Origin of the sequence: Paracidovorax wautersii (genome assembly GCF_031453675.1) — a bacterium.
Lineage (GTDB): Bacteria > Pseudomonadota > Gammaproteobacteria > Burkholderiales > Burkholderiaceae_C > Paracidovorax.
Window position 1 is genome coordinate 1,703,345 of the sequence record NZ_JAVIZX010000001.1, and the last position, 23,753, is coordinate 1,727,097.

A 23,753-nucleotide genomic window follows, 5' to 3' on the forward strand; every position below is an offset into this window, starting at 1 on the left:
CTCAGTCTCTCTTAAAGGAATAACCCCATGCAACGTCGTCATCTTCTCGCTGCAGTGGCTGCCGCATCTGTCGCTCCTGGAATGTCTTTCGCCCAGGACAAGCCCCTGCGCATCGTCGTTCCCTTCCCGCCGGGCGGCGCCACCGACATCGCCGGCCGTTCGCTGCAGGAGCCCCTGCAGCGCCTGCTGGGCCAGCCCGTGGTGATCGAAAACCGCGCTGGTGCCGGCGGCTCCATCGGCATGGCCGAAATCGCCCGCGCGGCCGGCGACGGCCTGACCTTCGGCGTGGCCACGCTGTCCACGCACGGCGTGAACCCCGCCGTGTACGCCAAGCTGCCCTACGACCCCATCAAGGACTTCGTGGGCGTGACCGAGATCGTCAAGGCCCCCGGCATCATCGTGGTCAACCCGCAAGTGCTGCCTGTCAAGGACTTCGCCGACCTGGTGAAGTACCTCAAGGCCAACCCCGGCAAGATCTCCTACGCCACGCCCGGCAACGGCACCATCGGCCACATGTGGGGCGAGCTGTTCAAGAGCGCGACCGGCACGGCCATGGTGCACATTCCCTACCGCGGTGCGGGTCCGGCCATCAACGACGTGCTGGGCGGCCAGGTGCCGGTGTACTTCGACCAGGTGGCTTCGTCGCTGCCCCACGTGAAGGCCGGCAAGCTGAAAGCGCTGGCCGTTTCGTGGCCCGCACGCCTGGACGTGCTGCCCGACGTGCCGACCTACGCCGAACTGGGCTACAAGCAAGCCAACGAACCCTCGTGGTTCGGCCTGGTGGCGCCGGCTTCCACGCCCGCCGCCGCCGTGCTGCGCGTGCAGCAGGCCGTGGCCACGGCGCTGAAGGAACCGGCCGTGCGCGACCGCCTGGCAGGCCAGGGCCTGTACCCCTCGGGCACCACGCCGGCTGACTTCTCCAAGCAGATCGTGCGCGAGATCGAGAAGATGAAGCAGGTCGCGGCCTATGCCAAGATCAAGATCGAGTAATTCGCAAGGAGTGCGCCTATGCAAGCCGTGCTGAAACTGATCCACAGCCAGTACCTGCACGCCGAGCCCGGCGCCGCGGGGGCGCCCTGCGCGCCGCCGCAGGCGCGCATGGTGACCACCGTGCCCGGCCGGACGCCGGTGGTGCTCGACTCGCCGCACAGCGGCACCGTGTACCCCGAGGACTTCCGCGCCGCGCTGGCCCTGCCGGTGCTGCGCCGGGCCGAAGACACGCACGTCGAAAAGCTCTACGACTTCGCCCCCGCGCTCGGCGTGGGCTGGGTCGAGGCGCATTTCCCGCGCATCTACCTGGACGCCAACCGCGACATCACCGAGGTCGATGCCTCGATGTTCGACGGCGGCCAGTGGCCGCACGAGGTGACGGCCGACCCGGTGGTGCTGCAGAAGGTGCGCCTGGGCAAAGGCCTGGTCTGGAAGTTCACCGACGAAGGCGTGCCCATCTACGACCGCCCGCTGACGGTGGCCGAGATCGAGGAGCGCATCGCCCGCTGCTGGCGCCCCTACCACGCCGCCGTGGCGCAGGAGATCGATGCCGCCCATGCCCGCCATGGCTACAGCATCCACATCAACTGCCACTCCATGCCGGCCGTGGCCGCCAGCCACGCCACGCTGCACCCGGGCCTGCACCATGCGGACTTCGTGGTCGGCGACCGTGACGGCACCACCGCCAGCCCCGCGCTGTCGCAAAAGATCTGTGACTTTTTGCGAGAGCGTGGCTACAGCGTGGACTACAACCACCCCTACAAGGGCGTGGAGCTGGTGCGCCGCTACGGCAACCCGGCGGACCACCGCCACAGCATCCAGGTGGAGATCAACCGCAAGCTGTACATGGACGAGCAGACCCTGGCGCTCGACCCGGCCGGCTATGCGCGGCTGCATGCGGACCTGCGTGCCCTGGTCGAGCTGCTGCTGGCGACCGACCCGCGCGTGTAACGCCCGGCCCCGGGCGCCTGCCGCGCCCGTGGCATGCGGCATGCGCCCAAAGGCTTGCGCCCCAGAGAAGAGGCCCCTTCGGTGACGACGGGGCCTTTTTGCATGGGCCGCCGCCGTGCCCGGAGGGGGCAGCCGCGGCGAGAGCGGCAGGGCCATGCCGCAGCGCCGCGCCACAGGGCGGCAGCGATCAGTGGAACGGTGGGTGAGCGCAGGGCCCGCTGTGGCCCTGATGCCAAGCCTGCGTCACGCCGGGCGTGGCGGCGCGCAAGGCGCCCGTCAACGTCTGCCGAGGCACGGTCGGGTGCTGGCGGCAGCCGGCCGGGCGGAATGTTTGCTCCTGAAAAAGGAGCTACTAGCGCAGGTGGGTAAGGCGTTGAGGCCGATTTTGACTCGAATCGCATACGGCGCCGGCAGTCGGCCGGGGAATGACATCAGTCGCAATGGTCGTTGGCCGCACCGCAGCGAACTCCCCAGAATCGCCGGCATACCAACACCCGAACCGAAGAGGGAGATCTCCACATGCAACGACGCGAACTGCTGGGGTGGGCTGCGGCTGCCTCCATGCTCCCGGCCGGCACCACCGCCCAGACTGCTGCGGGCGGCACGCTGCGCCTGCTGGTGCCGTTCCCGCAGGGCGGCGCCACCGACATCACCGCACGCGCGCTGACCGCGTCGCTGGCGCGGCTGCTGGGCCTTCCCGTGGTGGTGGAAAACCGCCCCGGGGCGGCCGGCGCCACCTGCATGCAGGAAGTGGCCGCAGCCCGCCCCGACGGCATGACGCTCGGCATGGCCACGCTGTCCACGCACGGCGTGAACCCGGCGGTGTACAAGCAGCTGCCCTACGACGCGCTCAAGGGCTTTACGCCGGTGACCGAGGTAGTCAAGGCTCCTGGCGTGCTGGTGGTGCACCCCAGCGTGCCGGCGCAGGACTTCGGGCAGTTCATCCGGCTGCTCAAGGCGCAGCCGGGCAAGATCGCCTATGCGTCGCCCGGCAACGGCACCATCGGCCACATGTGGGCCGAGCTGCTCCAGAGCACCACCGGCACGTCGATGGCGCACGTGCCGTACCGCGGCTCCGCCCCCGCGCTGGCCGATCTGCTGGCGGGCAAGGTGCAGGTCTACTGCGACCAGGTGGCGTCGTCGCTGCCGCACATCCAGTCGGGCAAGCTGCGTGCGCTGGCCGTGTCGTGGAAGGAGCGCCTGGCCGTGCTGCCCCGGGTGCCTACCTATGCCGAGCTGAGCCTGTTCACCAACAACGACCCGTCATGGTTCGGCCTCGTCGGGCCAGCGGGCATGCCGGCCGCACTGGCCCGCAGCCGGCGCGACGCCGTGGCCCAGGCGCTGCAGGACCCGGCCGTGCGCCAGCAACTGGCCGAGCAGGGCCTGTTTCCTGCCGCCAGCATGCCGGACGAGTTTGGCCACCTGATCCAGAAAGAGGTGGAGAAGATGCGCCGCGTGAGCCGCTTCGCGCGCATCGAGCTGGCGGCGGTTCCGTAGAAAAAGTGCCTCGGGCGCGCGTCCCCGGCGGCCGTGCTCAGCCGCAGGCGCGCAGGGCCTTGGTGCCCAGCGCGGGGCGCAGCGTTTCCAGCCGGGCGCGCAGGGCCTCGTTGGCCTTGGGCACACGCAGCACGTAGCCGGTGGCGTCGCTGCGTTCCTGCACCACGCGGGCGGTGCGCACGCCCTGGCCGGCCAGCGTCGCCAGCGCCCGCTCGGCGCCTTCCTCGGTGGAATAGCGGCCCAGCGACAGGCCGGGCTCCAGCGCGGCGCCGGGGCGGTCGAACGGCACCTTGCGGTTGCGCAGTTCGGCCCGCTTCTTCTCCAGCGCTTCCTCGTCGGCGAAGCGGCCCATGTAGACCATCCAGCGGCCGGCGACCGGCGTGCCTTCCAGCGACCAGGTCCCCGAGGGCAGGGCCGCGGCCACCACCTGGCGCAGGGCTTCGGCCTGCTTGGCATCGAACGTGCCGGCCTGCAGGCAGGCGGTGGGCTCCCCTGCCCCCGGGGCAGAGGAGGAGGAGGCTGCCGAGGACGCAGCCGCTTCGGCGGAGCTGGTAGCCGGCGCGGCCGTGGGGGCGGAAGGCATGGGGGTCTCTGCGCCGCTGCGGACCGGCGGTGCGCCCACGATGCGCAGGCGCTCGGGGTGGATCTGCTGCTCCAGCCGCTGGGGCTCCGACTGCTCGGCCGGGCCCAGGCCCACGCTGCGCAGCCAGCCGCCGTGCCAGGCGTAATAGCCGGCGTTGGCGAGGATCAGCACGAGAACGGCGATGCGCAGCATGTCAGCGGCTCCCACCGTCCGGGGGGCGCGGCAGTGCCGGCGGCGCGAACGCAGGCCGGGGCAGGGTGCTTGCGGGCTGCATCGTCACCGGGGCCGCACGCTGATTTCGGAACTGGTCACGGCCTGCATGCCCTGCGGTGTCTGTACCAGCAGGGCGCCGTCCTCGCCCACGCCATGGGCCGTGCCGGCCTGGCCGTCGCTCAGCGCGACCGGCCGGCCGCGCAGCACGTCCCGCCGGTCGAAGCGGGCCTGCACCGGCGCGAAGCCGTACTGCGCAAACGACTGCAGCATGGCCACCAGCGGCGGCGCGATGCGCAGCAGGGCGGCGGGGGCGTCCAGCCCGGGCTCCACGTCCTGCAGGCAGGCGGGCGGCATGCTCATGCCCTCGCCGCTGCGCGGCAGCACGTTCAGGCCGATGCCCACCACCACGTAGCGCGGCGCGGCGCTGCCGACAGGCGCATGCCCGTCCTGCGGCGCGACGAAGCTGGCGGTCTCCACCAGAATACCGCCCAGCTTGCGGTCGCCGTCCAGCCACAGGTCGTTGGGCCACTTGAGGCCGATGCGCGGGGTGCCGCTGCCGGCGGCGGGCAGTGCGGGCTGCAGGCTCTCGGCCACGCTCACCCCCACGGCCAGCGACAGGCCGGACCAATCGCGCGGCGCCAGCGGCAGGCCCAGGGACAGCATCAGCGAGGGCGGGGGGCCCTGCCGATCGCCCGCGCTCTGCCAGGGCCGGCCCAGGCGACCGCGGCCGGCCGTCTGCTCTTCGGCCACCAGCAGCGTGGGCTCGGTCCGGCCGGCGCGCGCGCGGCGCATCAGCTCGGTGTTGGTCGAGTCGATGCTGGGCAGCACCTCGACGGTGAAGCCCGGCAGCAGAGGGGCCACCGCCTCCCACACGGCTTCGGCGGGCCAGCGCACCGGAGTCGTCACGGGCGCTTGCCTCCGGCCCGGGTGCCCGCCTTTTCGGGCTTGGCGGCCTTTGCAGGCTTCGCAGGCTTTGCGCCCTTGACGCTCTTGCCGCCCTTGCCCGGGGCGGCCGCAGCAGCGTCCGCTTTGCGGGCCCTGGGCTTCTTCTCGGGAGCCAGGCCGGGCGGCGCCCAGCCGCGCTTGGGCGCCAGCAGGGTGCCGCGGCAGTTCTTGCTGCCGCACCAGCACGGGTATTCGGCCTTGAGCTTCGGGGTGTAGCGCTCTTCGATGATCAGGCCGTAGTCGTAGTTCAGCTCTTCGCCGGCGCGGATGTTGCGCAGGGCGGTGATGAAGATGCGGCCGTCCTGCTCGTCGGCGAAGCAGTTGGGGTTGCAGCTGTGGTTGATCCAGCGCGAGGAGTTGCCGCCGAACTTCGCGTCGATGACGCGGTCTTCATCCACATGGAAATAGAAGGTATGGTTGGGCTGCTTCGGATCGTGCGGATGCCGGTCCTGCGCTTCCTGCCAGCTGATCACCTCGCCGGTGTACTCCACCAGCACCTCGCCCTCGGCGATATCCTGCACGGCGAACACGCCCTTGCCATGCACGCCCGAGCGCCGGGTCTGGATGCGGCGCCCCGGGGCAATGGTGGGGGCTGCGGGCGGTGCGGTGCGGGGCATGGAAAAACTCTGTTAGTTTGAATATGCACACACATGCGTGCGCGTGCGCGCGTAAGTGACGAATTCTAGGGCCTGTCTCAAGAGCGAGAGACGACGGACACGCCCACCCAACGCCGTCAAGGCGGAACGACCACAAGAAAATGACCAAGACCCTGGTAATCGCAGAAAAGCCGTCGGTGGCGCAGGACATCGTGCGCGCCCTCACCCCTGTGGCGGGCAAGTTCGACAAGCACGAGGACCACTTCGAGAACGACCGCTACGTCGTCACCAGCGCCGTGGGCCACCTGGTGGAGATCCAGGCGCCCGAGGAGTTCGACGTCAAGCGCGGCAAGTGGAGCTTTGCCCACCTGCCGGTGATCCCGCCGCGCTTCGACCTGAAGCCCGTGGACAAGACCAAGAGCCGCCTGAGCGCCGTGGTGCGCCAGGCCAAGCGCAAGGACGTGACCGAACTGGTGAACGCCTGCGACGCGGGCCGCGAAGGCGAGCTGATCTTCCGCCTGATCGAGCAGTACGCCGGCGGGGCCAAGGGCGGGCTGGGCAAGCCCGTCAAGCGGCTGTGGCTGCAGTCCATGACGCCGCAGGCCATCCGCGACGGCTTCGATCACCTGCGCAGCGACCAGCAGATGCAGGGCCTGGCCCACGCCGCGCGCAGCCGCTCCGAGGCCGACTGGCTGGTGGGCATCAACGGCACACGCGCCATGACGGCCTTCAACTCCCGGGACGGCGGCTTCTTCCTGACCACCGTGGGCCGCGTGCAGACGCCCACGCTGTCGCTGGTGGTGGAGCGCGAGGAAAAGATCCGCAAGTTCGTGAGCCGCGAGTACTGGGAGATCCACGCCGGCTTCCACGCCGAGGCCGGGGAGTACCTGGGCAAGTGGTTTGACCCGCAGTGGAAGAAGCACTCCGACGACCCCGAGGCACGCGCCGACCGGCTTTGGGACATCCACGCCGCCCAGGCGATCGCCGAGGCCGTGCGCGGCAAGGCCGCCACCGTCACCGAGGAAAGCAAGCCCACCACGCAGGCGTCGCCGCTGCTGTTCGACCTGACCAGCCTGCAGCGCGAGGCCAACGGCAAGTTCGGCTTCTCCGCCAAGACCACGCTGGCACTGGCGCAGAGCCTGTACGAGCGCCACAAGGCGCTGACCTACCCGCGTACCGACTCCCGTGCCCTGCCCGAGGACTACCTGCCGGTCGCCCGCGACACCTTCGGCATGCTGGCCACCAGCGGCATGCGCCACCTGGCGCCCTTCGCCCAGCAGGCGCTGGACGGCAACTACGTCAAGCCCACCAAGCGCATCTTCGACAACAGCAAGGTGAGCGACCACTTTGCCATCATCCCCACGCTGCAGGCGCCCAGCGGCCTGTCCGAGGCCGAGCAAAAGCTCTACGACCTGGTCGTGCGCCGCTTCATGGCCGTGTTCTTCCCCAGCGCCGAGTACCAGGTCACCACCCGCATCAGCCAGGTGGTGGGCCACAGCTTCAAGACCGAGGGCAAGGTGCTGGTGCGGCCGGGCTGGCTGGCCATCTACGGCAAGGAAGCGGCCAACGAGGTCGAGGACGGCAAGGCCGGCGACAAGGGCCAGCCCCTGGTGGCCGTGAAGCCCGGCGAGATGGTGCGCACCGAGTACGCCGAGGCCAAGGGCCTCAAGACCAAGCCCCCCGCACGCTACTCCGAAGCCACGCTGCTGGGCGCCATGGAAAGCGCCGGCAAGCAGATCGACGACGAAGAGCTGCGCTCGGCCATGCAGGAAAAGGGCCTGGGCACGCCTGCCACGCGCGCGGCCATCATCGAAGGCCTGCTGACCGAGAAGTACATGCTGCGCGAGGGCCGCGAGATCATCCCCACGGCCAAGGCCTTCCAGCTCATGACGCTGCTGCGCGGACTGCAGGTGGATGAACTCTGCCGCGCCGAGCTGACGGGCGAGTGGGAGTACAAGCTCTCGCAGATGGAAAAGGGCCAGCTCAGCCGCGAAGCCTTCATGCAAGAGATTGCCGCCATGACCGAGCGCATGGTCAAGAAGGCCAAGGAATACGACCGCGACACCATCCCGGGCGACTACGCCACGCTGCAGGCGCCGTGCCCCAACTGCGGCGGCATCGTGAAGGAAAACTACCGCCGCTACGCCTGCACCGGCAAGTCCGGCACGGGTGCGGACGCCTGCGGCTTCAGCTTCGGCAAGTCGCCGGCGGGCCGCACCTTCGAGACGGCCGAGGCCGAGCAGCTGCTGCGCGACAAGAAGATCGGCCCGCTGGAGGGCTTCCGCTCCAAGGCCGGCTGGCCGTTCACCTCCGAGATCGTCATCAAGTACGACGATGAGGCGCACAACTACAAGCTGGAGTTCGACTTCGGCGACGACCGGAACGCCGAGGAATCGGGCGAGCTGGTGGAATTCTCCGACGCTTCGCTCGGCCCCTGCCCGATCTGCGGCGCCGACGTGCACGAGCACGGCAGCAACTACGTCTGCAGCAAGGCCGTGCCCACGGCCGCGCAGCCCACGCCGAGCTGCACCTTCAAGAGCGGCAAGATCATCCTGCAGCAGCCCGTGGAGCGCGAACAGATGAGCAAGCTGCTGGCCACCGGCAAGACCGACCTGCTCGACAAGTTCGTCAGCATGCGCACGCGCCGCGCGTTCAAGGCCTTCCTGGCCTGGGACAAGGCCGCGGGCAAGGTCAACTTCGAGTTCGAGCAGCGCGACAGCAAGTACCCGCCGCGCAAGACGGCATCGGCAGCTGCTGCAAAAACAGGAGCCGCCGGCGCAGCGCGGACGGGCGCTGCGGCCAAAAAAGCCGCAAAACCCGCGGCCAAGGCCGCTGCCAAGAAGACGGCCGCCGTGAAGGCCCCGCGCAAGCAGGCCGCCGGCAAGGCGCCCAGCGCGGCGCTGGCCGCCGTCATCGGCAACGAGCCGGTGGCGCGCCCCGAGGCCGTCAAGAAGATGTGGGAATACATCAAGGCCCACAATCTGCAGGACCCGAAGGACAAGCGCACCATCAACGCCGACGACAAGCTGCGCGCCGTCTTCGGCAAGGACTCGGCCGGCATGTTCGAGCTGGCCGGCATCCTCGGCAAACACCTCGGAGGCGAATGATCCACCACGACCGCACCCCCATCACCGCAGCCGTCGCCGCGCGCCGGCTGATCGCATTGCTGGCCTGCGCCGCCGCGCTGGCCGGCTGCGGCACCGCCACCCCCCGCTCGGACATGAAGGACGACCTGAACAGCCAGAAGGGCGAGAGCGGCGTCACCGTGTTCGGCACCATCGACATGGGCGTCGGCGTGCAGCGTTCGCGCTGAAGGGCATGCGGGGCGCCGCATGCGCCTACGCCTGCGCTGCAGCAGGGGCCGCGGGTAGCGCGGGCGCACAGGGTGTGCGCACCCGTACCTGTCACGGCACTGCCACGGGCCGTCGCTAGAGTCTGGCGCTTTCGCACTCTAGAGACTCCCTCCCCATGAAGAAGACATCTTGGATCGCATCGCTGTGCCTGGCGACCCTGGGCCTGGCCGCTTGCGGCGGAAGCGACAACGACGACAGCGCTGCGGCGCAACCCCAGGTGATCGCCCACCGCGGCGCCAGCGGCTACCTGCCCGAGCACACCCTGGGCGGCTACGAGCTGGCCATCCGCATGGGGGCCGACTTCATCGAGCCCGACCTGCAGATCACCAGAGACGGCGCGCTCGTCGCCATGCACGACGACACGCTCAACCGCACCACCAACGTCGCCACGCTGTTCGCGCAGCGCAACGGCGGCTACAAGGTGGCCGACTTCACGCTGGCCGAGGTGAAGAGCCTCACCGTCGTGCCCACGGGCACCGGCCGGACCAGCTACCCCGGCTTCTCGCCCACGGCGGCCAACCCGTTCACTGTGCCCACCTTCCAGGAAGTGGTGGACTTCGCCAAGCGGCAAAGCAGCGCCACGGGCCGCGACGTGGGCCTGTACCCCGAGGCCAAGCAGGCCGACCCGGCGATGGAAGACGGCATCCTGAAGACGCTCACCGCCAATGGCTACACGGCCAGCAGCAAGGTCTTCATCCAGTCGTTCAGCGACGCCACCCTGCGCAGCCTGCGCACCAAGCAGACCGCGCAGAACAACAAGATGCCGCTCATCCTGCTGGGCGTGGCCGGCACCGCGGCCGACGGCACGGCCCGCATGGGCGTGACGGGCGGCACCGGCGTGCGCCAGCTCACGCTGCAGGAAGTGGCCGGCTTCACCGAAGGCGTGGGCGTGCTCATCAACAACGCCACCTACCCGGTTACCAAGGCCTTCATCGACCAGGCCCACGCCGCCGGCCTGAAGGTGCACGGCTGGACCTTCGCCCAGGCCGACGCCACCCTGGCCGCGGCCGACTTCCGCAGGTACCTGGACATGGGCATGGACGGCATGTTCGCCAACTACCCCGACCTGGCCGTCACCGCGCGCAATGCGTTCGTGAAGAAGTAAAAAAACGGTGACAGGGCCAAGCGCCCTGTGACGGCGAGGTCCACCGCGGCAGGCTGGCGTTACACGCTGCCTGCCGTTGGGTTTTGGGGGCGGCGCGGGGGTACGTTGCGGCGTCACCCTCGCTTCAACAAGATGCCGAGGTGGCTGAAGGGTGAGCAAGCGATCCGGTCGCACTGCGCCGACCCGCGCTCTTCGGGCGAGGATGGATGTGGCCAAAGCGCAGACGCGCCGGCTCGGGCCCATCGCCCGCTATGCTTCCCCCCCTCCCGAAGCAAGACCCACGGTAACTGCCATGCACGACATCATCTGCCCCCACTGCAACAAGGCGTTCAAGGTGGACGAAACCGGGTATGCCGACATCCTCAAGCAGGTGCGCGATGCGGATTTCAGCGCGCAGTTGCACGAGCGGCTGGAGTTGGCCGAGCAGGACAAGCGCAATGCCGTGGCGCTGGCGCAAGCGCAGGTGGCCCAGGAACTGCAGAAGTCTGCGGTCGCCAAGGACGCGCAGATCCAAGCGCTGAAGGCTCAGCTGGATGCGGGCGCGGTGGAACGCGACCTGGCGGTGGCCCAGGCGCTGAGCGCGGTAGAGAAGCAGCGCGATGCGCTGGCGAATGAGCTGGAGCGTGCGCGGCATGCGCAGCAAGCGGCGGATCAGTTGGCCCAAGCGCGGCTGGCGCAGGAGCTGGCTGGCGTGGCTGCCAGGAAGGATGCCGAGATTCAGCAGCTCAAATCGCAACTGGAAGCAGGCGAGCTGGCGCGCAGGCTGGCTGTGACCGAGGCGGTCACGGTGGTGGCGCGGGAGCGCGACGAGCTCAAGAATGACCTGAGCCTTGCGGCGGTGAAAAGGCAGCTGGAGGAGACCGCCATCAAGGAGCAGTACGCCTTGCAGCTGCGCGACCGCGACGGCGAGATTGCGCGGCTGCGGGACATGAAGGCGCGCCTGTCGACCAAGATGGTGGGCGAGACGCTGGAGCAGCACTGCGAGACAGAGTTCAACCGCATCCGCGCCACGGCGTTTCCTCGCGCGTATTTCGAGAAGGACAACGACGCACGCGGCGGGAGCAAGGGCGACTACATCTTTCGCGACGTGGACGAGGCGGGCACCGAGATCGTCTCGATCATGTTCGAGATGAAGAACGAGAACGACGAGACCGCGACGAAGAAGCGCAACGAAGACTTCTTGAAGGAGCTGGACAAGGACCGGTCTGAAAAGGGCTGCGAATACGCGGTGCTGGTGTCGCTGCTGGAGCCCGAGAGCGAGCTGTACAACACCGGCATCGTGGACATGTTCTACCGCTACCCTAAGATGTACGTGGTGCGGCCGCAGTTCTTCATTCCCATCATCACGCTGCTGCGCAACGCCGCCATGAAGTCGTTGCAGTACAAGTCGGAGCTCGCACTGGTGAAGGCCCAGAACCTCGATATCACCAAGTTCGAATCGCAGCTGGAGGAGTTCAAGGGCGCCTTCGGGCGCAACTGGCGATTGGCGTCCGATGGGTTCGAGGAGGCCGTCAAGCGCATTGACGAGGCGATCAAGGACCTGGAGAAGACCAAGGAAGCGCTGCACAAGTCGGCCAACAATCTGCGTCTGGCGAACGACAAGGCCGAAGACCTCACGATCAAGAAGCTGACCCGCGGCAACCCGACGATGGCGGCCAAATTTGCCGAGCTCAAGCAGATGCAGATTTCTGACGGGGAGTGATACGGAGCAGGGCACGCGCAAGCGGGACGTTGCGGGCCATCGCTGCCGGCTGTCGCTTGAGCTGTCTGGTCGCCCCGCTACCATGCCAAGGCCAGTCTGTTGATCACAAAACGCCCCTCCAGGGGTTCACAGGAGACCACCACCCCATGTTCAGCCACATCATGGTCGGCGTGACCGACCTCGAAAAGTCACGGCAGTTCTACGACGCCCTGCTGGGCACCATCGGCGTGCCGCCGGGCGTTGCCAACAAGAACCGCTACTTCTACCGCAGCCCCACGGGCACGTTCGCGATCTCCACGCCCATCAATGGCGAGCCGGCCTGCCATGGCAATGGCAGCACGATCGGGTTCACCGTGCAGTCGCCGGAGCAGGGCGATGCCTTCCATGCGGCCGGCGTGGCCCACGGCGGCACGACGTGCGAAGACCCGCCGGGCTTTCGCGAGGGCCCCACGGGCAAGCTCTATCTGGCGTATCTGCGCGATCCGGACGGCAACAAGCTTTGCGCGTTGTACCGGCCGCCCAAGGCGTCGGCATAAAGCCGCTTTGCAGCATCGCTCTTGTATTGATAGCTGCTTGCGCTTATTACATAAGCGCTCAAGGCCTGTTTGGCTATAAGTCGCTGCGCGGGCTCGCACCAGGGGCCTGGGGCAGCTCTGTCAGAAACCGCGCCACCCGCGCAGCCACAGCCTCGGGCTGCTCCCGGTGCGGCACATGGGCCAGGCCGGGCAGCAGTTCGACCTGCGCCGGCCCGGCCGCCCAGCAGGCGATGCGCTCGGGCTGTTCGGCCGATCCGTACTCGTCGTTCTCGCCGTGCAGGGCCAGCACGGGGCAGGTGACGCGGGCCAGCGTGGCCTCGAGCGACCAGGCCGCAAACGCGGGGCTGAGCCAGGTGTCCACCCACGCGTTCAGCACCCAGTGGGCCTTGCGGGTATCGCCGCCGTGGTAGCGGGCCAGGCGGTCCATCTGCGCGGGGTGGGCCAGGAACTGGTCGCGCGCGTCGCGGATGCCCTGCCGCGTGCGCTCTTCCACGCAGGCCTGCGCGGCGATGGTGACAAGGGCCTCGCAGTCGCCGTGCTCGCCGGGGCCCGGCTGTCGCACCGATGCGTTTGCCGCTGAGGCCGCCGCGCAGTGTGCGGCCATGCCGCCGCCCACGCTGTGGCCCAGCACCACGTAGCGGCCGATTTCCAGTTGTGCGCGCAGGGCGGGCAGCGCGGTGTGCGCTTCGTCTTCCACAAAGTCCAGCGGCAGCACATCCGTGCGCGCGTCGGATCGGCCGAACCCCAGCCGGTCGTAGGCGATGACGTCGCGGCCGGTGGCAGCGGCCAGCACGGCCGGAAAGCCGCGCCACAGCTCCACGCAGCCCAGCGAATCGTGGAAGAGCACGATGGGCGGCCGGGCCGTCTGCCCGTCCGCTGGCCGAGGCGCCGCCCAGCGCCGGGCGAACAGGCGGCCCCGGGGCGTGGTGACCCAATGGTCCTGCGGCGCCGGGGCCGACGCTGCAGCGGTTGTGGGGGCGGAGGAGGGTACGTGCGGGGCGCTCATGTCCGGCATTGTGGACAGTGCCGCGCGCTGGGCCTGTCGCCTGCGCTGCGTTGGCAGCATTTGCACCTTCGATGGCCCGCATGGTCGGGATGGCCTGCGCGGGCGCAGTGCGGGATACTCGGCGCCCGCGCCCGCCTTTCGGCCATCGCCTCCGCTGCGCGCTGTGCCCTGGCCGCGCCAGGCCAGGCCAGGCCAGTGTCCCCTTCAGACCCTCAGCCACTCACCCACCGCCCCAAGGATTCCCGCATTGAAATCAGCCAGCGCAACCACCTTCGATGAGGCGTACTACCAGCGCTTCTACTTCGACAAGAAAACCAGCGTGGTGGACCCGGCGCACATGGAGCGCCTGGGCACCTTCGTGTGCAGCTACCTGCAGTACCTGCGGGTGCCGGTGCTGCGCGCGCTGGACGTGGGCTGCGGCATCGGGCTGTGGAAGGGCATCGTGGAGCGGCACTTTCCCGCCGCGCGCTACAAGGGGGTGGAGTTCAGCCCCTACCTGTGCGAGCGCTTCGGCTGGCAGCAGGGCTCGGTGGTCGATTACCAGGCGGCCGAGCCGTTCGACTTCGTGATCTGCCAGGGCGTGCTGCCCTACCTGAGCGAGGCGGACCTCAAGGCCGCCCTGCGCAACCTGGGCCGCCTGTGCCGCGGCGCCCTGTACATCGAGGCCGTCTCGCGCGAGGACTATGAGCGCGACATCGTCGACGAAGACCTGACCGACGGCCGTGTCTTCCGCCACAGCGCCCAGTTGTACCGCCGCGGCCTGCGCGAGCACTTCCTGGAGCTGGGCGGCGGCCTGTGGCTGAGCCGTGAGGCGGAAGTGCCGCTGTTCGAATTGGAGCACCGGGGCTAGGCTCGGTGCCGTGGATCGGAATGCTCCGAGACGCCACCTGAAGTGGCGCGCGGATGGAGAGTTAACGAGGGAGGTGAACGATGGACAGCACGGCAATTGCTGGCGTGTCACAAGGTGTGATTGCGTATCTACCGTTAAGTTTGCCTTTGGGCATCACTGCCTTGTTTGTCTGGGCGGTGCTGCGCACGGAGTCCTGGCACTTGCTGCGACGTCGCTTTCGGCAGGTGGTACATGGCAAAGGTGAAATTACGGATTCAGGCATTCGCGCATTCGTTGAGGATCAGAGCAATCTAGCTGCGTTCCGAATTTTTGTGGGCCCTGCGGCTGCCACTTTGGAAGAGGCACGTACGCTGATGGAGTGGTGCCGGACGCGGGATGTCGATCTCGGCTCGTTGCGCATGTGCGGCGACCACTTTGATTTGAAATCACGGCGGATTAAGGTCAGTGAGCGATACCTGAAATGGCTTGGCGGGTTTTGGCGCGTTTGCAGTGATTTTCCCAATTGCCGGCTTGGTTTCGCTGCAGCTGATCTCATCGTCACAGGCGCTTCTTACCGTCAAAGCAAGCGGGCAGGACTTTTTCGCTTCCGTATCGGGGGCGCGGGCGGTGTGGCCGCTGCTTGACGGGCCTGCCATTACGTCAGAAGACTGCGGCAATGCCGAAGTTGCGGCAGACCGCGTGCGGCTCTCGAAAGAGGACACACAGGTGATATGCCGTTTGCTCTTGAAACCGGGGTTTGACGTTTACATAAGGAACGCTTTAAGTGAACAAAGGGCAGCCTTGGCATTGCTTGGCATTGCTTTCTTCGCAGCCATGTATTTCGCTGGCGTTTGGGCCATGACCTGCGCTTCTGCATTGAAAATGCTGCGGCGACAAGTCGATCCGGCGTTACCTGGCGCTCAATTGGAACTGGACTTCGACGGCGCGCGCTAACCGACATGAACATGCAAAAGATCGTGCATTTGCCTATGACTCCGGTCACACAATTTCCGCCCCAGTGAACCCTTCAGTCCCCGTGCCCCACGCCGTCTCCCGCCTGCGCGCCGCGCGCCTGGCGCGCAGCTCCAAACCCTTCCTGGCCCGCGGTGGCCCACGGGGCGAGCGCTGCCCGGGCTGCCGGCTGGTGCCCAGCCATTGCCTGTGCAACCTGCATCCTGCCGTGCCCACGAACGCGGGCGTGTGCCTGCTGATGGCGGACATCGAGCCGCTCAAGCCCAGCAACACGGGCTGGCTGATCGCCGATGTGGTGCCCGACACGTGGGCCTTCGGCTGGGCGCGCACGGAGGTGGACCCGGCGCTGCTGGCGCTGCTGGGCGATCCGCTGTGGCAGCCGTATGTGGTGTTTCCGGGCGAGTTCGTGGCGCCGGAGCGGGTGGTGACGCAGTTGCTGGCCGAGGGGGCGGACCCGGAGTGCGCCGGTGCAGCTGCCCCCAAGCGCCCGCTCTTTGTGCTGCTCGATGCCACCTGGCCCGAGGCGCGCAAGATGTTCCGCAAGAGTCCGTACCTGGACCACCTGCCGGTACTGAGCCTGCAGGCCGAGCAGCTGTCGCGCTACCGGCTGCGGCGTTCCACGCGGGGCGACCATTTCTGCACGGCCGAGGTGGCGGGGCTGTGCATGGAGCTGGCGGGCGAGCCGCGCGCATCGCAGGTGCTGGAGGCGTACCTGGACGTCTTCACCCACCACTACCTGCAGGCCAAGCACCAGCTGCCGCCGCAACGGGACGGAGACGAACACCGCCGGCTGCGCGAGGCGCTCCTTCGGCAATGCGCTGACCTAGGCGAACAGGGCGCCGCGCTCAGCTGGGTGCTGCCCGCCCGCGCGCTGCCGCGAACGGCCGGCTGAGGTAGCGCGACCCCGCCTCGCCAAAGCGCCAGGGCACGTCCACCGCCTTGGAGATGCCGATGCGCGGGCCGCAGGCGACGGCCACGGCGCCCGCGGTCGACGCCGCGCCGGCCTCCGAAGCCGGGGAGGGCGCTGGCTCCAGCAGCTGGAAGGGCGGCTGACCCAGCGGCTCGCCGTTGAGCCGCGCGTCGATGCCCAGCGCCTGCGCCAGGCGGCCGGGGCCGGCGCACAGCAGGCGCGCGTCCTGCAGACCGCGGCGGGCGCGCATCGTCTCCAGTCCGTGCGTGGGCTCCAGCGCGCGCAGCAGCACGCCGGCGCCGTGGCCGGCTTCGCGGCAGACGGTGTTCACGCACCAGTGCAGGCCGTACGAACGGTAGACATACGCATGCCCCGGCGGCCCGAACATGGCGGCGTTGCGTGCGGTAAGCCCGCCGTAGGTGTGCGATGCCGCGTCGGCCTGGTCATAGGCCTCGGTCTCCACGATGCGGCCGCCCACGCCGTCCACCAGCAGCGTCACGCCGATCAGCCGGCGCGCCACTGCGTGCGCAGGGGCAGAGAAATCGATGGTGGCGGGCACCAGGGCGATGGGGGCAGCAGCGGAAGAAGCCAGGGACATGGGCCGAGTGTGCCGCGCCGGTCAGGACGACAGGCCGTGCTGTCGGTGCCAGTCGGCCAGCGAGGTGTCCGGCAGTTCCTGCACCGAGGTGTCCTGCGGCCCGGCGTGCACCACCACCCAGTCGGGCTTGTAGGCCAGCATGGCATGCGTGCTCTGGGGCGGCGCGGGCAGGGGCGTGTCCACCGCGCCGGCGTGCGGGTGCACCAGGTCGGGCCAGCGCGGGTCGTACAGCCACATCGCCGTGCCGCAGTGCTTGCAGAAGTGGCGCTCGGCGGGGCTGCGCGTGCCGTCGGGCATCTTGGCGTGGTAGATCGCCAGGTGGTGGCGGCCGCGCACTTCCAGCGTGCGATGGTCCGCCCCCAGGTTAATGGCGTAGCCGCCGGTGCCCGCCGTCTTGCGGCAGATGGAGCAATGGCAGCGCATGAAGGGCACGGGTTCGTGCGCCGTGACGGTGTAGCTGACGGCGCCGCAGTGGCAAGAGCCTTCGATGTGCATGGGGGATCTCCTGACAGGGCCGGGACGACCGGTCCGCTGAAGCGATCGTGGTGGCGTGCGCTGCCGTGCGGCGTCGGAGGGCGGCGCGTCGGGCCGTCGGTGCAGGTGGGTGCGGCAGAGGATGCGCCGCCGCTTCTGTTTTGATAGCTGTTTACGCACGCGGGACGGGCGCTGCAGGCCCATTTGATATGAAATCTCTTCCTGCCCGGTACGGCTCCTGCTCCATCTCCATGGGCGCGCAGGCGACGCGGGTAGCCGCAGCGCGCCTACAAGGAGGCGCTGCGCCGCGTCCGACAGTGGCGTCAAGGCGCGGGCGATGCCTCCGCGCTCGCCCCACATCGCTGCCCCAGGCCGGCTCCCTCTCCGATCGCAAAGACCCATGACCGCATCAACGACGACCTCCTCCACGTGCCCCCGCACCGCCCGCAGCGCAACGGACGCCTCGGCGTCGCCCACGGACCCCAAGGCGCCGGGCGCCGCCGCGGCCGATTCGCTCACCGGCATCCTCGACGCGCTGGGCACGCTGGCGCGCGAGAACCGCCCGCAGGCGGACGGGGCAGGGCCGGCCGGCGCGGACCAGGACAAGGAGAGCAGCCCGGAGGATGCCGGCAAGGTGCGCGTGGGCGACATGGTGGGCGCGTTCGGCACGCGCAGCTATGGACCGTTCCTGATCGTGCCGGCGCTGCTGGAGATCTCTCCCATCGGCGCCGTGCCCGGCGTGCCGACGGTGCTGGCGACCATGGTGGTGCTGTTCGCCGCGCAGATGCTGTTCGGCGCCAAGCGCCTGTGGGTGCCGGGGTTCGTCGAGCGGGCGGGCTTCTCCGCGCGGCGGCTGGAGCGCGGCGTGCAGAAGCTGCGGCCCGTGGCGTGCCGCATCGACCGCTGGTTCCACGGCCGCCTGCGCCGGCTCACCACCGGTCCGTTCATGCGCGTGGCCGCGGCGGGGTGCATCGCCCTGGCCATCACCGTGCCGCTGCTGGAGGTGGTGCCCTTCGCCAGCTCCATCCCCATGGCCGCCATCGCGCTCTTCGGGCTGGCCCTGCTGGTGGGGGACGGGCTGCTGATGCTGGGCGCCTGCGCCCTGGCTCTGGGCGCCCTGGGCATGCTCGCCGTGGCCCTGTAGCCGCGGCCGTTGCCGCGCCCACGATGGGCGCCGTGCCTACAGCCCGGCGGCGGCGTGCGGCGTACCATCGCCGCATGTCCGATCGCACCCTGCCCCGCCGCGCCCTGCTCAACGCCGCGCCCGCCGTGCTGCTGATGGCCACGGGCCTGCTCCGACCGCTCGCCGCCCACGCCGCGCCGCGCTACACCGTCCCGCGCGAAGAGATCGAGGAGGCTGTGAAGCAGCGCTTTCCGCTGCGCTACCCGGTGAGCAACCTCGCCACCCTGGCGGTGCTGGCGCCGCGCATCGGGCTCAAGCCGGACGTCAACCGCCTCAATGCCGACCTGCCGGTCGAGGCCAGCGGGCCGGTACTGCGGCGCACGTACAACGGGCGGCTGAACGTGGACTTCGGCCTGCGCTACGAGCCCAAGGACCGCACGCTGCGCGCGCACGATCTGCAGATCAACGCGCTGGAGTTTCCCGACCTGCCGCCCGAGGCGGCTCTGCTGCTGTCGCAGTACGGCCCCCAACTGGCCCGCCAGTCGCTGGGCGAGGTGGTGCTGCACACCCTCAAGCCCGAAGACCTGGCCCTGCCGGACGGCCTGGGCCTGCAGCCCGGCGCCATCACGGTGACGGACCGCGGCCTGGCGGTGAAACTGGTCCCCAAGCCTCTTTTCTGATCCTGGCGAATCGCTGCCCGCCTTCCAGATGCACACGGTGCGGTGATGCGCTAATTGGCTTCTAACGCTTATCCCATAAGCGCAGGCAGCTATTGAAGGAGTAGCAATAGGCCCGGGCTGAGGCGGGCAGCACCCCACCCCGTGGCGCCTCCCCACCTTGGCGTGCGGCGCCGTCCTGCACCGGGCGGTGGGGGCCTCGGGGCATTCTCTGCGGCATGACTGCGCCTGCTCCAGCCCCCCAGCCTACCCCCTCCCATGCCCTTTCGCCCGCTGCTGCAAAAGCCGCTGGCACGCCCCGCCTGCAGGGGCTGGTCGCCCTGGTCACGGGCGGCGCGCAGGGCATCGGCCTGGGCGTGGCCGAGCGCCTGGCGCAGGAGGGCGCGGACATCGCCCTGCACGTGCGCAAGGAAGACGAGCGGTCGCGCGCCGCGCACGACCGCATCACGGGCACCGGCAGCCGCTGCGAGGTCCTGGCCGGCGACCTGCGCGACGTGCCGCGCATGCAGGCCGTAGTGCGCGAGGCGCAGGACGCTTTTGGCCGGCTCGACGTGCTGGTGAACAACGCCGGCCTGGAGCTGCGCGCGGACTTTCTGGACACCACCGAAGAGGACTACGACCGCGTGCTGGACGTGAACCTGAAGGGCGCGTTCTTCACGGCGCAGGCCTTCGCCCGCGCGCTGCGCGATGCACGCCGGCCGGGCCGCATCATCCACATGAGTTCGGTGCACGAGGATCTGCCTTTTCCGCACTTCACTTCGTACTGCGCCAGCAAGGGCGGCATGCGCATGCTGATGCGCAACATGGCCATCGAGCTGGCACCGCTGGGCATCACCGTCAACAACGTGGCGCCCGGCGCCATCCGCACGCCGATCAACCAGGATCTGCTGGCCAACCCCCAGAAGCTGAAGGCGCTGACGGCGCAGATTCCCCTCGGCCGGCTGGGTGAGCCGCCGGACGTGGCGGGCGCGGTGGTGTACCTCGCCTCGCCCGACGCCGCCTACGTGACCGGCACCACGCTGGTGGTCGATGGGGGCTTGCTCTGGAACTATGAAGAGCAATAAAGAACAATCCCTGCATGAGCGCCGTCATCGCCCCGCCTCCCGCCCTCGCCGCGGCCGCTGTCTCCAGCGGGCTCCGCATCTCGGAACGCCACCCGGCGTACAGCACCAATCCGGCCCGCGTGCAGGTACCCGGCGCACCGGGCGCGCCGCCGTCCGACCACTGCACGCCCGCCGACCGCTACCAGGAGCTGTTCGTGGCGGTGCAGAGCCAGCAGATCTTCGAGGACAGCAAGACCTTCGTCGACTGCGGGCCCATCGGCGAGCCTGAGGACATTCTTGCGGCCTACCGGGCCGAGCACGCGCAGCCGGGCTTCGACCTGGCGCGCTTCGTGGCGCAGCACTTCACCGCGCCGCAGGTGGCCGCGAATGATTACGTGGGCGCGCCCGGCATGGCCCTGGCCGAGCACATCGACGCGCTGTGGCCCGTGCTCACCCGCAAGCCCGAGGACCACCCGGTGCGCGGTTCCGCGCTGCCGCTGGCGCACCCGTACGTGGTGCCGGGCGGGCGTTTCGCCGAGCTGTACTACTGGGATTCGTACTTCACCATGCTGGGGCTGGCGGCCACGGGCCGCAGCGAGCTGGTGCAGTGCATGACGGACAACTTCGCCCGCCTCATCGACGCCTTCGGCTTCGTGCCCAACGGTACGCGCACCTATTACCTGAGCCGCTCGCAGCCGCCGCTGTTCGCCGCCATGGCCGAACTGGGCGCGCTGGTGGGTGGCCCGCCCGTGTCGCACTACCTGCCGCAGCTGCTGCAGGAGCATGCGTGGTGGATGGACGGCCTGCATGTGCTGCACCCCGGCGAGGCGCGCCGCCGCGTGGTGGCGCTGGCCGGCGGCGAGATCCTCAACCGCTACTGGGACGACCGCGACACGCCGCGCGAGGAATCGTGGCGCGAAGACATCGAGACGGCCTCCGCCGTGGACCGCCCCTCGGCCGACGTGTACCGCGACTTGCGCGCCGCCGCGGAGTCGGGCTGGGACTTCTCCACGCGCTGGCTGCGCGCGCCCGACGCGGCCAACCCGGCCAGCCTGCACCTGTCGCAGATCTGCACCACGGACCTGCTGCCCGTGGACCTGAACGCTTTTCTCTACCGCATGGAGGTGTCGATCGCCAAGGCCAGCCAGTCGGCGGGCGACCGCGCCACGGCCACGCACTTCCACGACCTGGCCGCCCATCGGCGCGAGGCCGTCAACCGCCTGATGTGGAACGAGGCCGAAGGCGCCTACTTCGACTACGACTGGCGCCGCGGCGAACTGCGCGGCTGCCTGACCGCGGCCACCGTGGTGCCGCTGTATGCGGGCATGGCGACCGAGGCCCAGGCCGCTGCCGTGGCCCGCGCCGTGCGCACGCACCTGCTGGCGGCCGGCGGCCTGGCCACCACCGTCTGCTCCAGCGACCAGCAGTGGGACCGGCCCAACGGCTGGGCCCCCCTGCAATGGATGGCCGTGCGCGGCCTGGAGCGCTACGGCCACAAGGACCTGGCCCTGGAGGTGCGCCAGCGCTGGATCGAGACGGTGCGGTCGGTCTACCAGCGCGAGGGCAAGCTGGTCGAGAAATACGCCGTGGGCAACGGCGACGGCGCGCCGCTGTGCGGCGGCGGGGGCGGCGAATACCCGCTGCAGGACGGCTTCGGCTGGACCAACGGCGTCGTGCAGTGCTGGCTGGACCCGCGCTACGACACCTATGCCGCCGCGCAGACGGTGTACTACGGGCCCGCCGACGAAGGGGCGGCGGAGTGGTCGCCCGAAGCCTAGAAGCGCTGCTGCTGCGCCGCCGCCGGGCTGGGCAGGCCATCGTCGGCCTTAGCCTACGGCCGCGCGGCGCCGGCCTTGCATAGGATCGTTGCCAGCACCTTAGGCCGCCTGTGACGGCCCGGGGCGCGGTCTTGAGGGCTTCGGCCCGGCGTGCTCTCCATCCTCCGCATCCCCATCCCCCGTTTTTTCCCGAGAAAGGACCTTGCCGCATGGATACCGCTTCCGCCACCGCCTGGCTGCACCACGAAACCTTCTGGGGCATGTCTGCCGCCAGCCTGCTGATCGCCACGGCGGCGGCGCTGGGCACCTATCTGGTACTCACGGTGCTGCTGGGCTGGTCCATGGCCCGCGCCAAGCGCAATGCGGAAAGTCACGAGCAGCACGGTGCTGCCCAGGTCGCGCTGCAGGTGCTGTCGGGCACCAGCCATCTGCTGATTTTGCTGGCGGCCCTGCTGGTGGGCGCCGGCATGCTGGACCTGCCCCAGCGCTGGCACGACCGCGTGGGCCAGCTGTGGTTCCTGGCCGTGGCGCTGCAGATCGGCCTGTGGGGCACGCGCGCCACGGTGCTGGTGGTGGACCGCTACCGGGTGCACCACGGCGCCACCAACCCGTCGCAGATCAGCGCATCGGCCACGCTGATGTCGTGGGGCCTGCGCACGCTGCTGTGGGCCACGGTGCTGCTGGCGATCCTCTCCAATTTGGGCGTCAACATCACGGCCTTCGTCGCCAGCCTGGGCGTGGGCGGCATCGCCATCGCGCTGGCCGTGCAGAACGTGCTGGGCGACCTGTTCGCGTCCATGGCCATCGCGGTGGACAAGCCGTTCGAGGTGGGCGACTTCATCGTGGTGGGCAGCATCGCCGGCACGGTGCAGCAGATCGGGGTGAAGACCACGCGCATCCGCTCGCTGAGCGGCGAGCAGGTGGTGATGAGCAACACCGACCTGCTCAAGCAGACCATCAACAACTACCGCTACATGCAGGAGCGGCGCATCGTCTTCAAATTCAGCGTGCCCTACGGCACCCGGCCGGAAGACGCCGAAGCCATTCCTCAGGCCGTGCGCCGCATCATCGAGGCCGAGCCCCAGGCCCGCTTCGACCGCGCCCACCTGCTGGCCTTCGGCGACAGCGGGCTGACCTACGAGGTGGTCTACATCGTGCTCGACCCGGGCTACAACCTCTACATGGACCTGCAGCAGAAGATCAACCTGGCGCTGATGCGCGAACTGCAGGCCCTGGGCGTGCCCTTTGCCGTGCCGGTGCGCACGCTGCAGATGGCGCCCGACCAGCCGGCCCCGTGGGCGCCGCCGCCGCCCGCCGGCCCGCTGCACGTGGGTGCCCGGGCGTGAAGAGAGGGGCGGCCACGGGACGCGCCGTGCGGCCTGGGTTTAAAGTAGCGCCCCTGCCGAGCCGCCGGCCCGGCGCGCATCCCGCGCACACCGCACCTTTCCATCCTGCCCCATGAACAAAGACCTGCTGGCCCGACAAGGCGAACTCAAGAAGATGGAGCTGTGCGAACCCTGCGCCGGCATCCAGCGCAACTGGCGCAAGGCGCCTGGCCATGCCGAGCTGGTGCAGCGCGGCAACCGCAAGGAACAGCACGCCGACGGCCACAGCGTCACCATCACCCGCTACCGCTGCGACCGCTGCGGCACCGCCTGGGAATACACCAACGACCGCAAGGACCAGCGCGCCGGCTGGTCCGTCGTCGGCGGCTGAGCGGCCATGGATTGCCGGGGCCCCTGGCTGGGCGGTGCGGCGTCAGCGCCGTCCTACGCGGGCGGCGCGAAGGTGGGTCTATAAGAAGGGCCTCTTTCGAGAGAGACCCCTGAACCGGGCCGGCCGGGGCGGCGCCCGCCGTCCGCCGCCCGCTCT

At 69.4% G+C, this 23,753-nt stretch carries 24 protein-coding genes; 18 read left to right on the top strand and 6 right to left on the bottom strand.

From position 1 onward, the window contains the following. Positions 1-27 precede the first annotated feature (27 nt). The 3 genes from QE399_RS07750 (at position 28) to QE399_RS07760 (ending at position 3,438) form a co-directional block, all read left to right on the top strand. Positions 28-990: a tripartite tricarboxylate transporter substrate binding protein BugE gene (locus QE399_RS07750; RefSeq protein WP_309827730.1), complete on the top strand. Its 963-nt coding sequence runs from the start codon at positions 28-30 to the stop codon at positions 988-990. A gap of 18 nt (positions 991-1,008) precedes the next feature. Continuing rightward, positions 1,009-1,941: an N-formylglutamate amidohydrolase gene (locus tag QE399_RS07755; RefSeq protein ID WP_309827731.1), complete on the top strand. Its 933-nt coding sequence runs from the start codon at positions 1,009-1,011 to the stop codon at positions 1,939-1,941. Positions 1,942-2,460: 519 nt separating this feature from the next. Then, positions 2,461-3,438: a tripartite tricarboxylate transporter substrate binding protein BugE gene (locus QE399_RS07760; protein WP_309827733.1), complete on the top strand. Its 978-nt coding sequence runs from the start codon at positions 2,461-2,463 to the stop codon at positions 3,436-3,438. 37 nt (positions 3,439-3,475) lie between these two features. Here QE399_RS07760 and QE399_RS07765 read toward each other — a convergent pair whose 3' ends face one another. The 3 genes from QE399_RS07765 to QE399_RS07775 form a co-directional block, all read right to left on the bottom strand. Further along, entirely contained in the window at positions 3,476-4,213 is a 738-nt protein-coding gene (locus QE399_RS07765) for an SPOR domain-containing protein (protein ID WP_309827734.1), read from the bottom strand. A gap of 84 nt (positions 4,214-4,297) precedes the next feature. After that, entirely contained in the window at positions 4,298-5,140 is an 843-nt protein-coding gene (locus tag QE399_RS07770; RefSeq protein WP_309827736.1) for a biotin--[acetyl-CoA-carboxylase] ligase, read from the bottom strand. Further along, positions 5,137-5,796 (bottom strand): SET domain-containing protein, encoded by a 660-nt coding sequence (locus QE399_RS07775; RefSeq protein WP_309827738.1) that lies wholly within the window; start codon positions 5,794-5,796, stop codon positions 5,137-5,139. Before QE399_RS07775 ends, QE399_RS07770 begins: the two co-directional genes overlap by 4 nt. A gap of 140 nt (positions 5,797-5,936) precedes the next feature. Between QE399_RS07775 and QE399_RS07780 the strand changes: the two genes are divergently transcribed. The 5 genes from QE399_RS07780 (at position 5,937) to QE399_RS07800 (ending at position 12,471) form a co-directional block, all read left to right on the top strand. Continuing rightward, complete coding sequence (locus tag QE399_RS07780) at positions 5,937-8,882, top strand: DNA topoisomerase III (RefSeq protein WP_309827739.1); 2,946 nt, start codon at positions 5,937-5,939, stop codon at positions 8,880-8,882. Next, positions 8,879-9,088, top strand: coding sequence for a hypothetical protein (locus QE399_RS07785; RefSeq protein WP_309827741.1), 210 nt, complete (start codon positions 8,879-8,881; stop codon positions 9,086-9,088). Before QE399_RS07780 ends, QE399_RS07785 begins: the two co-directional genes overlap by 4 nt. Positions 9,089-9,243: 155 nt before the next feature. After that, a complete protein-coding gene (locus QE399_RS07790; RefSeq protein WP_309827743.1) occupies positions 9,244-10,233 on the top strand; it encodes a glycerophosphodiester phosphodiesterase family protein in 990 nt (329 codons plus the stop codon). 292 nt (positions 10,234-10,525) lie between these two features. Continuing rightward, a complete protein-coding gene (locus QE399_RS07795; protein WP_309827744.1) occupies positions 10,526-11,935 on the top strand; it encodes a DUF2130 domain-containing protein in 1,410 nt (469 codons plus the stop codon). A 146-nt stretch (positions 11,936-12,081) separates the two neighbouring features. After that, positions 12,082-12,471, top strand: coding sequence for a VOC family protein (locus QE399_RS07800; protein WP_309827746.1), 390 nt, complete (start codon positions 12,082-12,084; stop codon positions 12,469-12,471). 73 nt (positions 12,472-12,544) lie between these two features. Here QE399_RS07800 and QE399_RS07805 read toward each other — a convergent pair whose 3' ends face one another. Further along, entirely contained in the window at positions 12,545-13,477 is a 933-nt protein-coding gene (locus QE399_RS07805; protein ID WP_309827747.1) for an alpha/beta fold hydrolase, read from the bottom strand. A gap of 247 nt (positions 13,478-13,724) precedes the next feature. On the opposite strand from QE399_RS07805, the gene QE399_RS07810 reads away from it, so the two are divergent. The 4 genes from QE399_RS07810 to QE399_RS07825 all read left to right on the top strand — a co-directional run bounded on the left by QE399_RS07810 (position 13,725) and on the right by QE399_RS07825 (position 16,170). Beyond that, positions 13,725-14,327: a class I SAM-dependent methyltransferase gene (locus QE399_RS07810; RefSeq protein WP_309827748.1), complete on the top strand. Its 603-nt coding sequence runs from the start codon at positions 13,725-13,727 to the stop codon at positions 14,325-14,327. Positions 14,328-14,407: 80 nt separating this feature from the next. Then, entirely contained in the window at positions 14,408-14,950 is a 543-nt protein-coding gene (locus QE399_RS07815) for a DUF6216 family protein (RefSeq protein ID WP_309827750.1), read from the top strand. Continuing rightward, the gene (locus tag QE399_RS07820; protein ID WP_309827752.1) at positions 14,838-15,260 is read left to right on the top strand and encodes a DUF6216 family protein; all 423 of its coding nucleotides are present in this window, start codon (positions 14,838-14,840) and stop codon (positions 15,258-15,260) included. Before QE399_RS07815 ends, QE399_RS07820 begins: the two co-directional genes overlap by 113 nt. Positions 15,261-15,324: 64 nt before the next feature. Next, entirely contained in the window at positions 15,325-16,170 is an 846-nt protein-coding gene (locus QE399_RS07825; protein ID WP_309827754.1) for a tRNA-uridine aminocarboxypropyltransferase, read from the top strand. On the opposite strand, the gene QE399_RS07830 is transcribed toward QE399_RS07825, so the two are convergent. Beyond that, positions 16,124-16,786 (bottom strand): DNA-3-methyladenine glycosylase, encoded by a 663-nt coding sequence (locus QE399_RS07830; protein ID WP_309827756.1) that lies wholly within the window; start codon positions 16,784-16,786, stop codon positions 16,124-16,126. The two genes, QE399_RS07825 and QE399_RS07830, sit on opposite strands and share 47 nt — an antisense overlap. 21 nt (positions 16,787-16,807) lie before the next feature. After that, positions 16,808-17,281, bottom strand: a complete 474-nt coding sequence (locus QE399_RS07835; RefSeq protein ID WP_309827758.1) for a GFA family protein — start codon at positions 17,279-17,281, stop codon at positions 16,808-16,810. Between the two features lie 379 nt (positions 17,282-17,660). Here QE399_RS07835 and QE399_RS07840 point away from each other — a divergent pair, with 379 nt between their 5' ends. The 6 genes from QE399_RS07840 (at position 17,661) to QE399_RS07865 (ending at position 23,597) form a co-directional block, all read left to right on the top strand. Further along, entirely contained in the window at positions 17,661-18,404 is a 744-nt protein-coding gene (locus tag QE399_RS07840; RefSeq protein ID WP_309827760.1) for an exopolysaccharide biosynthesis protein, read from the top strand. 74 nt (positions 18,405-18,478) lie between these two features. Continuing rightward, positions 18,479-19,063, top strand: coding sequence for a DUF1439 domain-containing protein (locus tag QE399_RS07845; RefSeq protein ID WP_309827762.1), 585 nt, complete (start codon positions 18,479-18,481; stop codon positions 19,061-19,063). A 215-nt stretch (positions 19,064-19,278) separates the two neighbouring features. After that, positions 19,279-20,124 carry an SDR family NAD(P)-dependent oxidoreductase gene (locus QE399_RS07850; RefSeq protein ID WP_309827764.1) on the top strand — a complete coding sequence of 282 codons (846 nt, stop codon included), beginning with the start codon at positions 19,279-19,281 and terminating at the stop codon, positions 20,122-20,124. 14 nt (positions 20,125-20,138) lie between these two features. Then, entirely contained in the window at positions 20,139-21,881 is a 1,743-nt protein-coding gene (treF, locus tag QE399_RS07855; RefSeq protein WP_309827765.1) for an alpha,alpha-trehalase TreF, read from the top strand. 209 nt (positions 21,882-22,090) lie between these two features. Beyond that, positions 22,091-23,227 (top strand): mechanosensitive ion channel family protein, encoded by a 1,137-nt coding sequence (locus QE399_RS07860; RefSeq protein ID WP_309827767.1) that lies wholly within the window; start codon positions 22,091-22,093, stop codon positions 23,225-23,227. Positions 23,228-23,339: 112 nt separating this feature from the next. Next, the gene (locus tag QE399_RS07865; RefSeq protein WP_309827769.1) at positions 23,340-23,597 is read left to right on the top strand and encodes a hypothetical protein; all 258 of its coding nucleotides are present in this window, start codon (positions 23,340-23,342) and stop codon (positions 23,595-23,597) included. Positions 23,598-23,753: the final 156 nt, after the last annotated feature.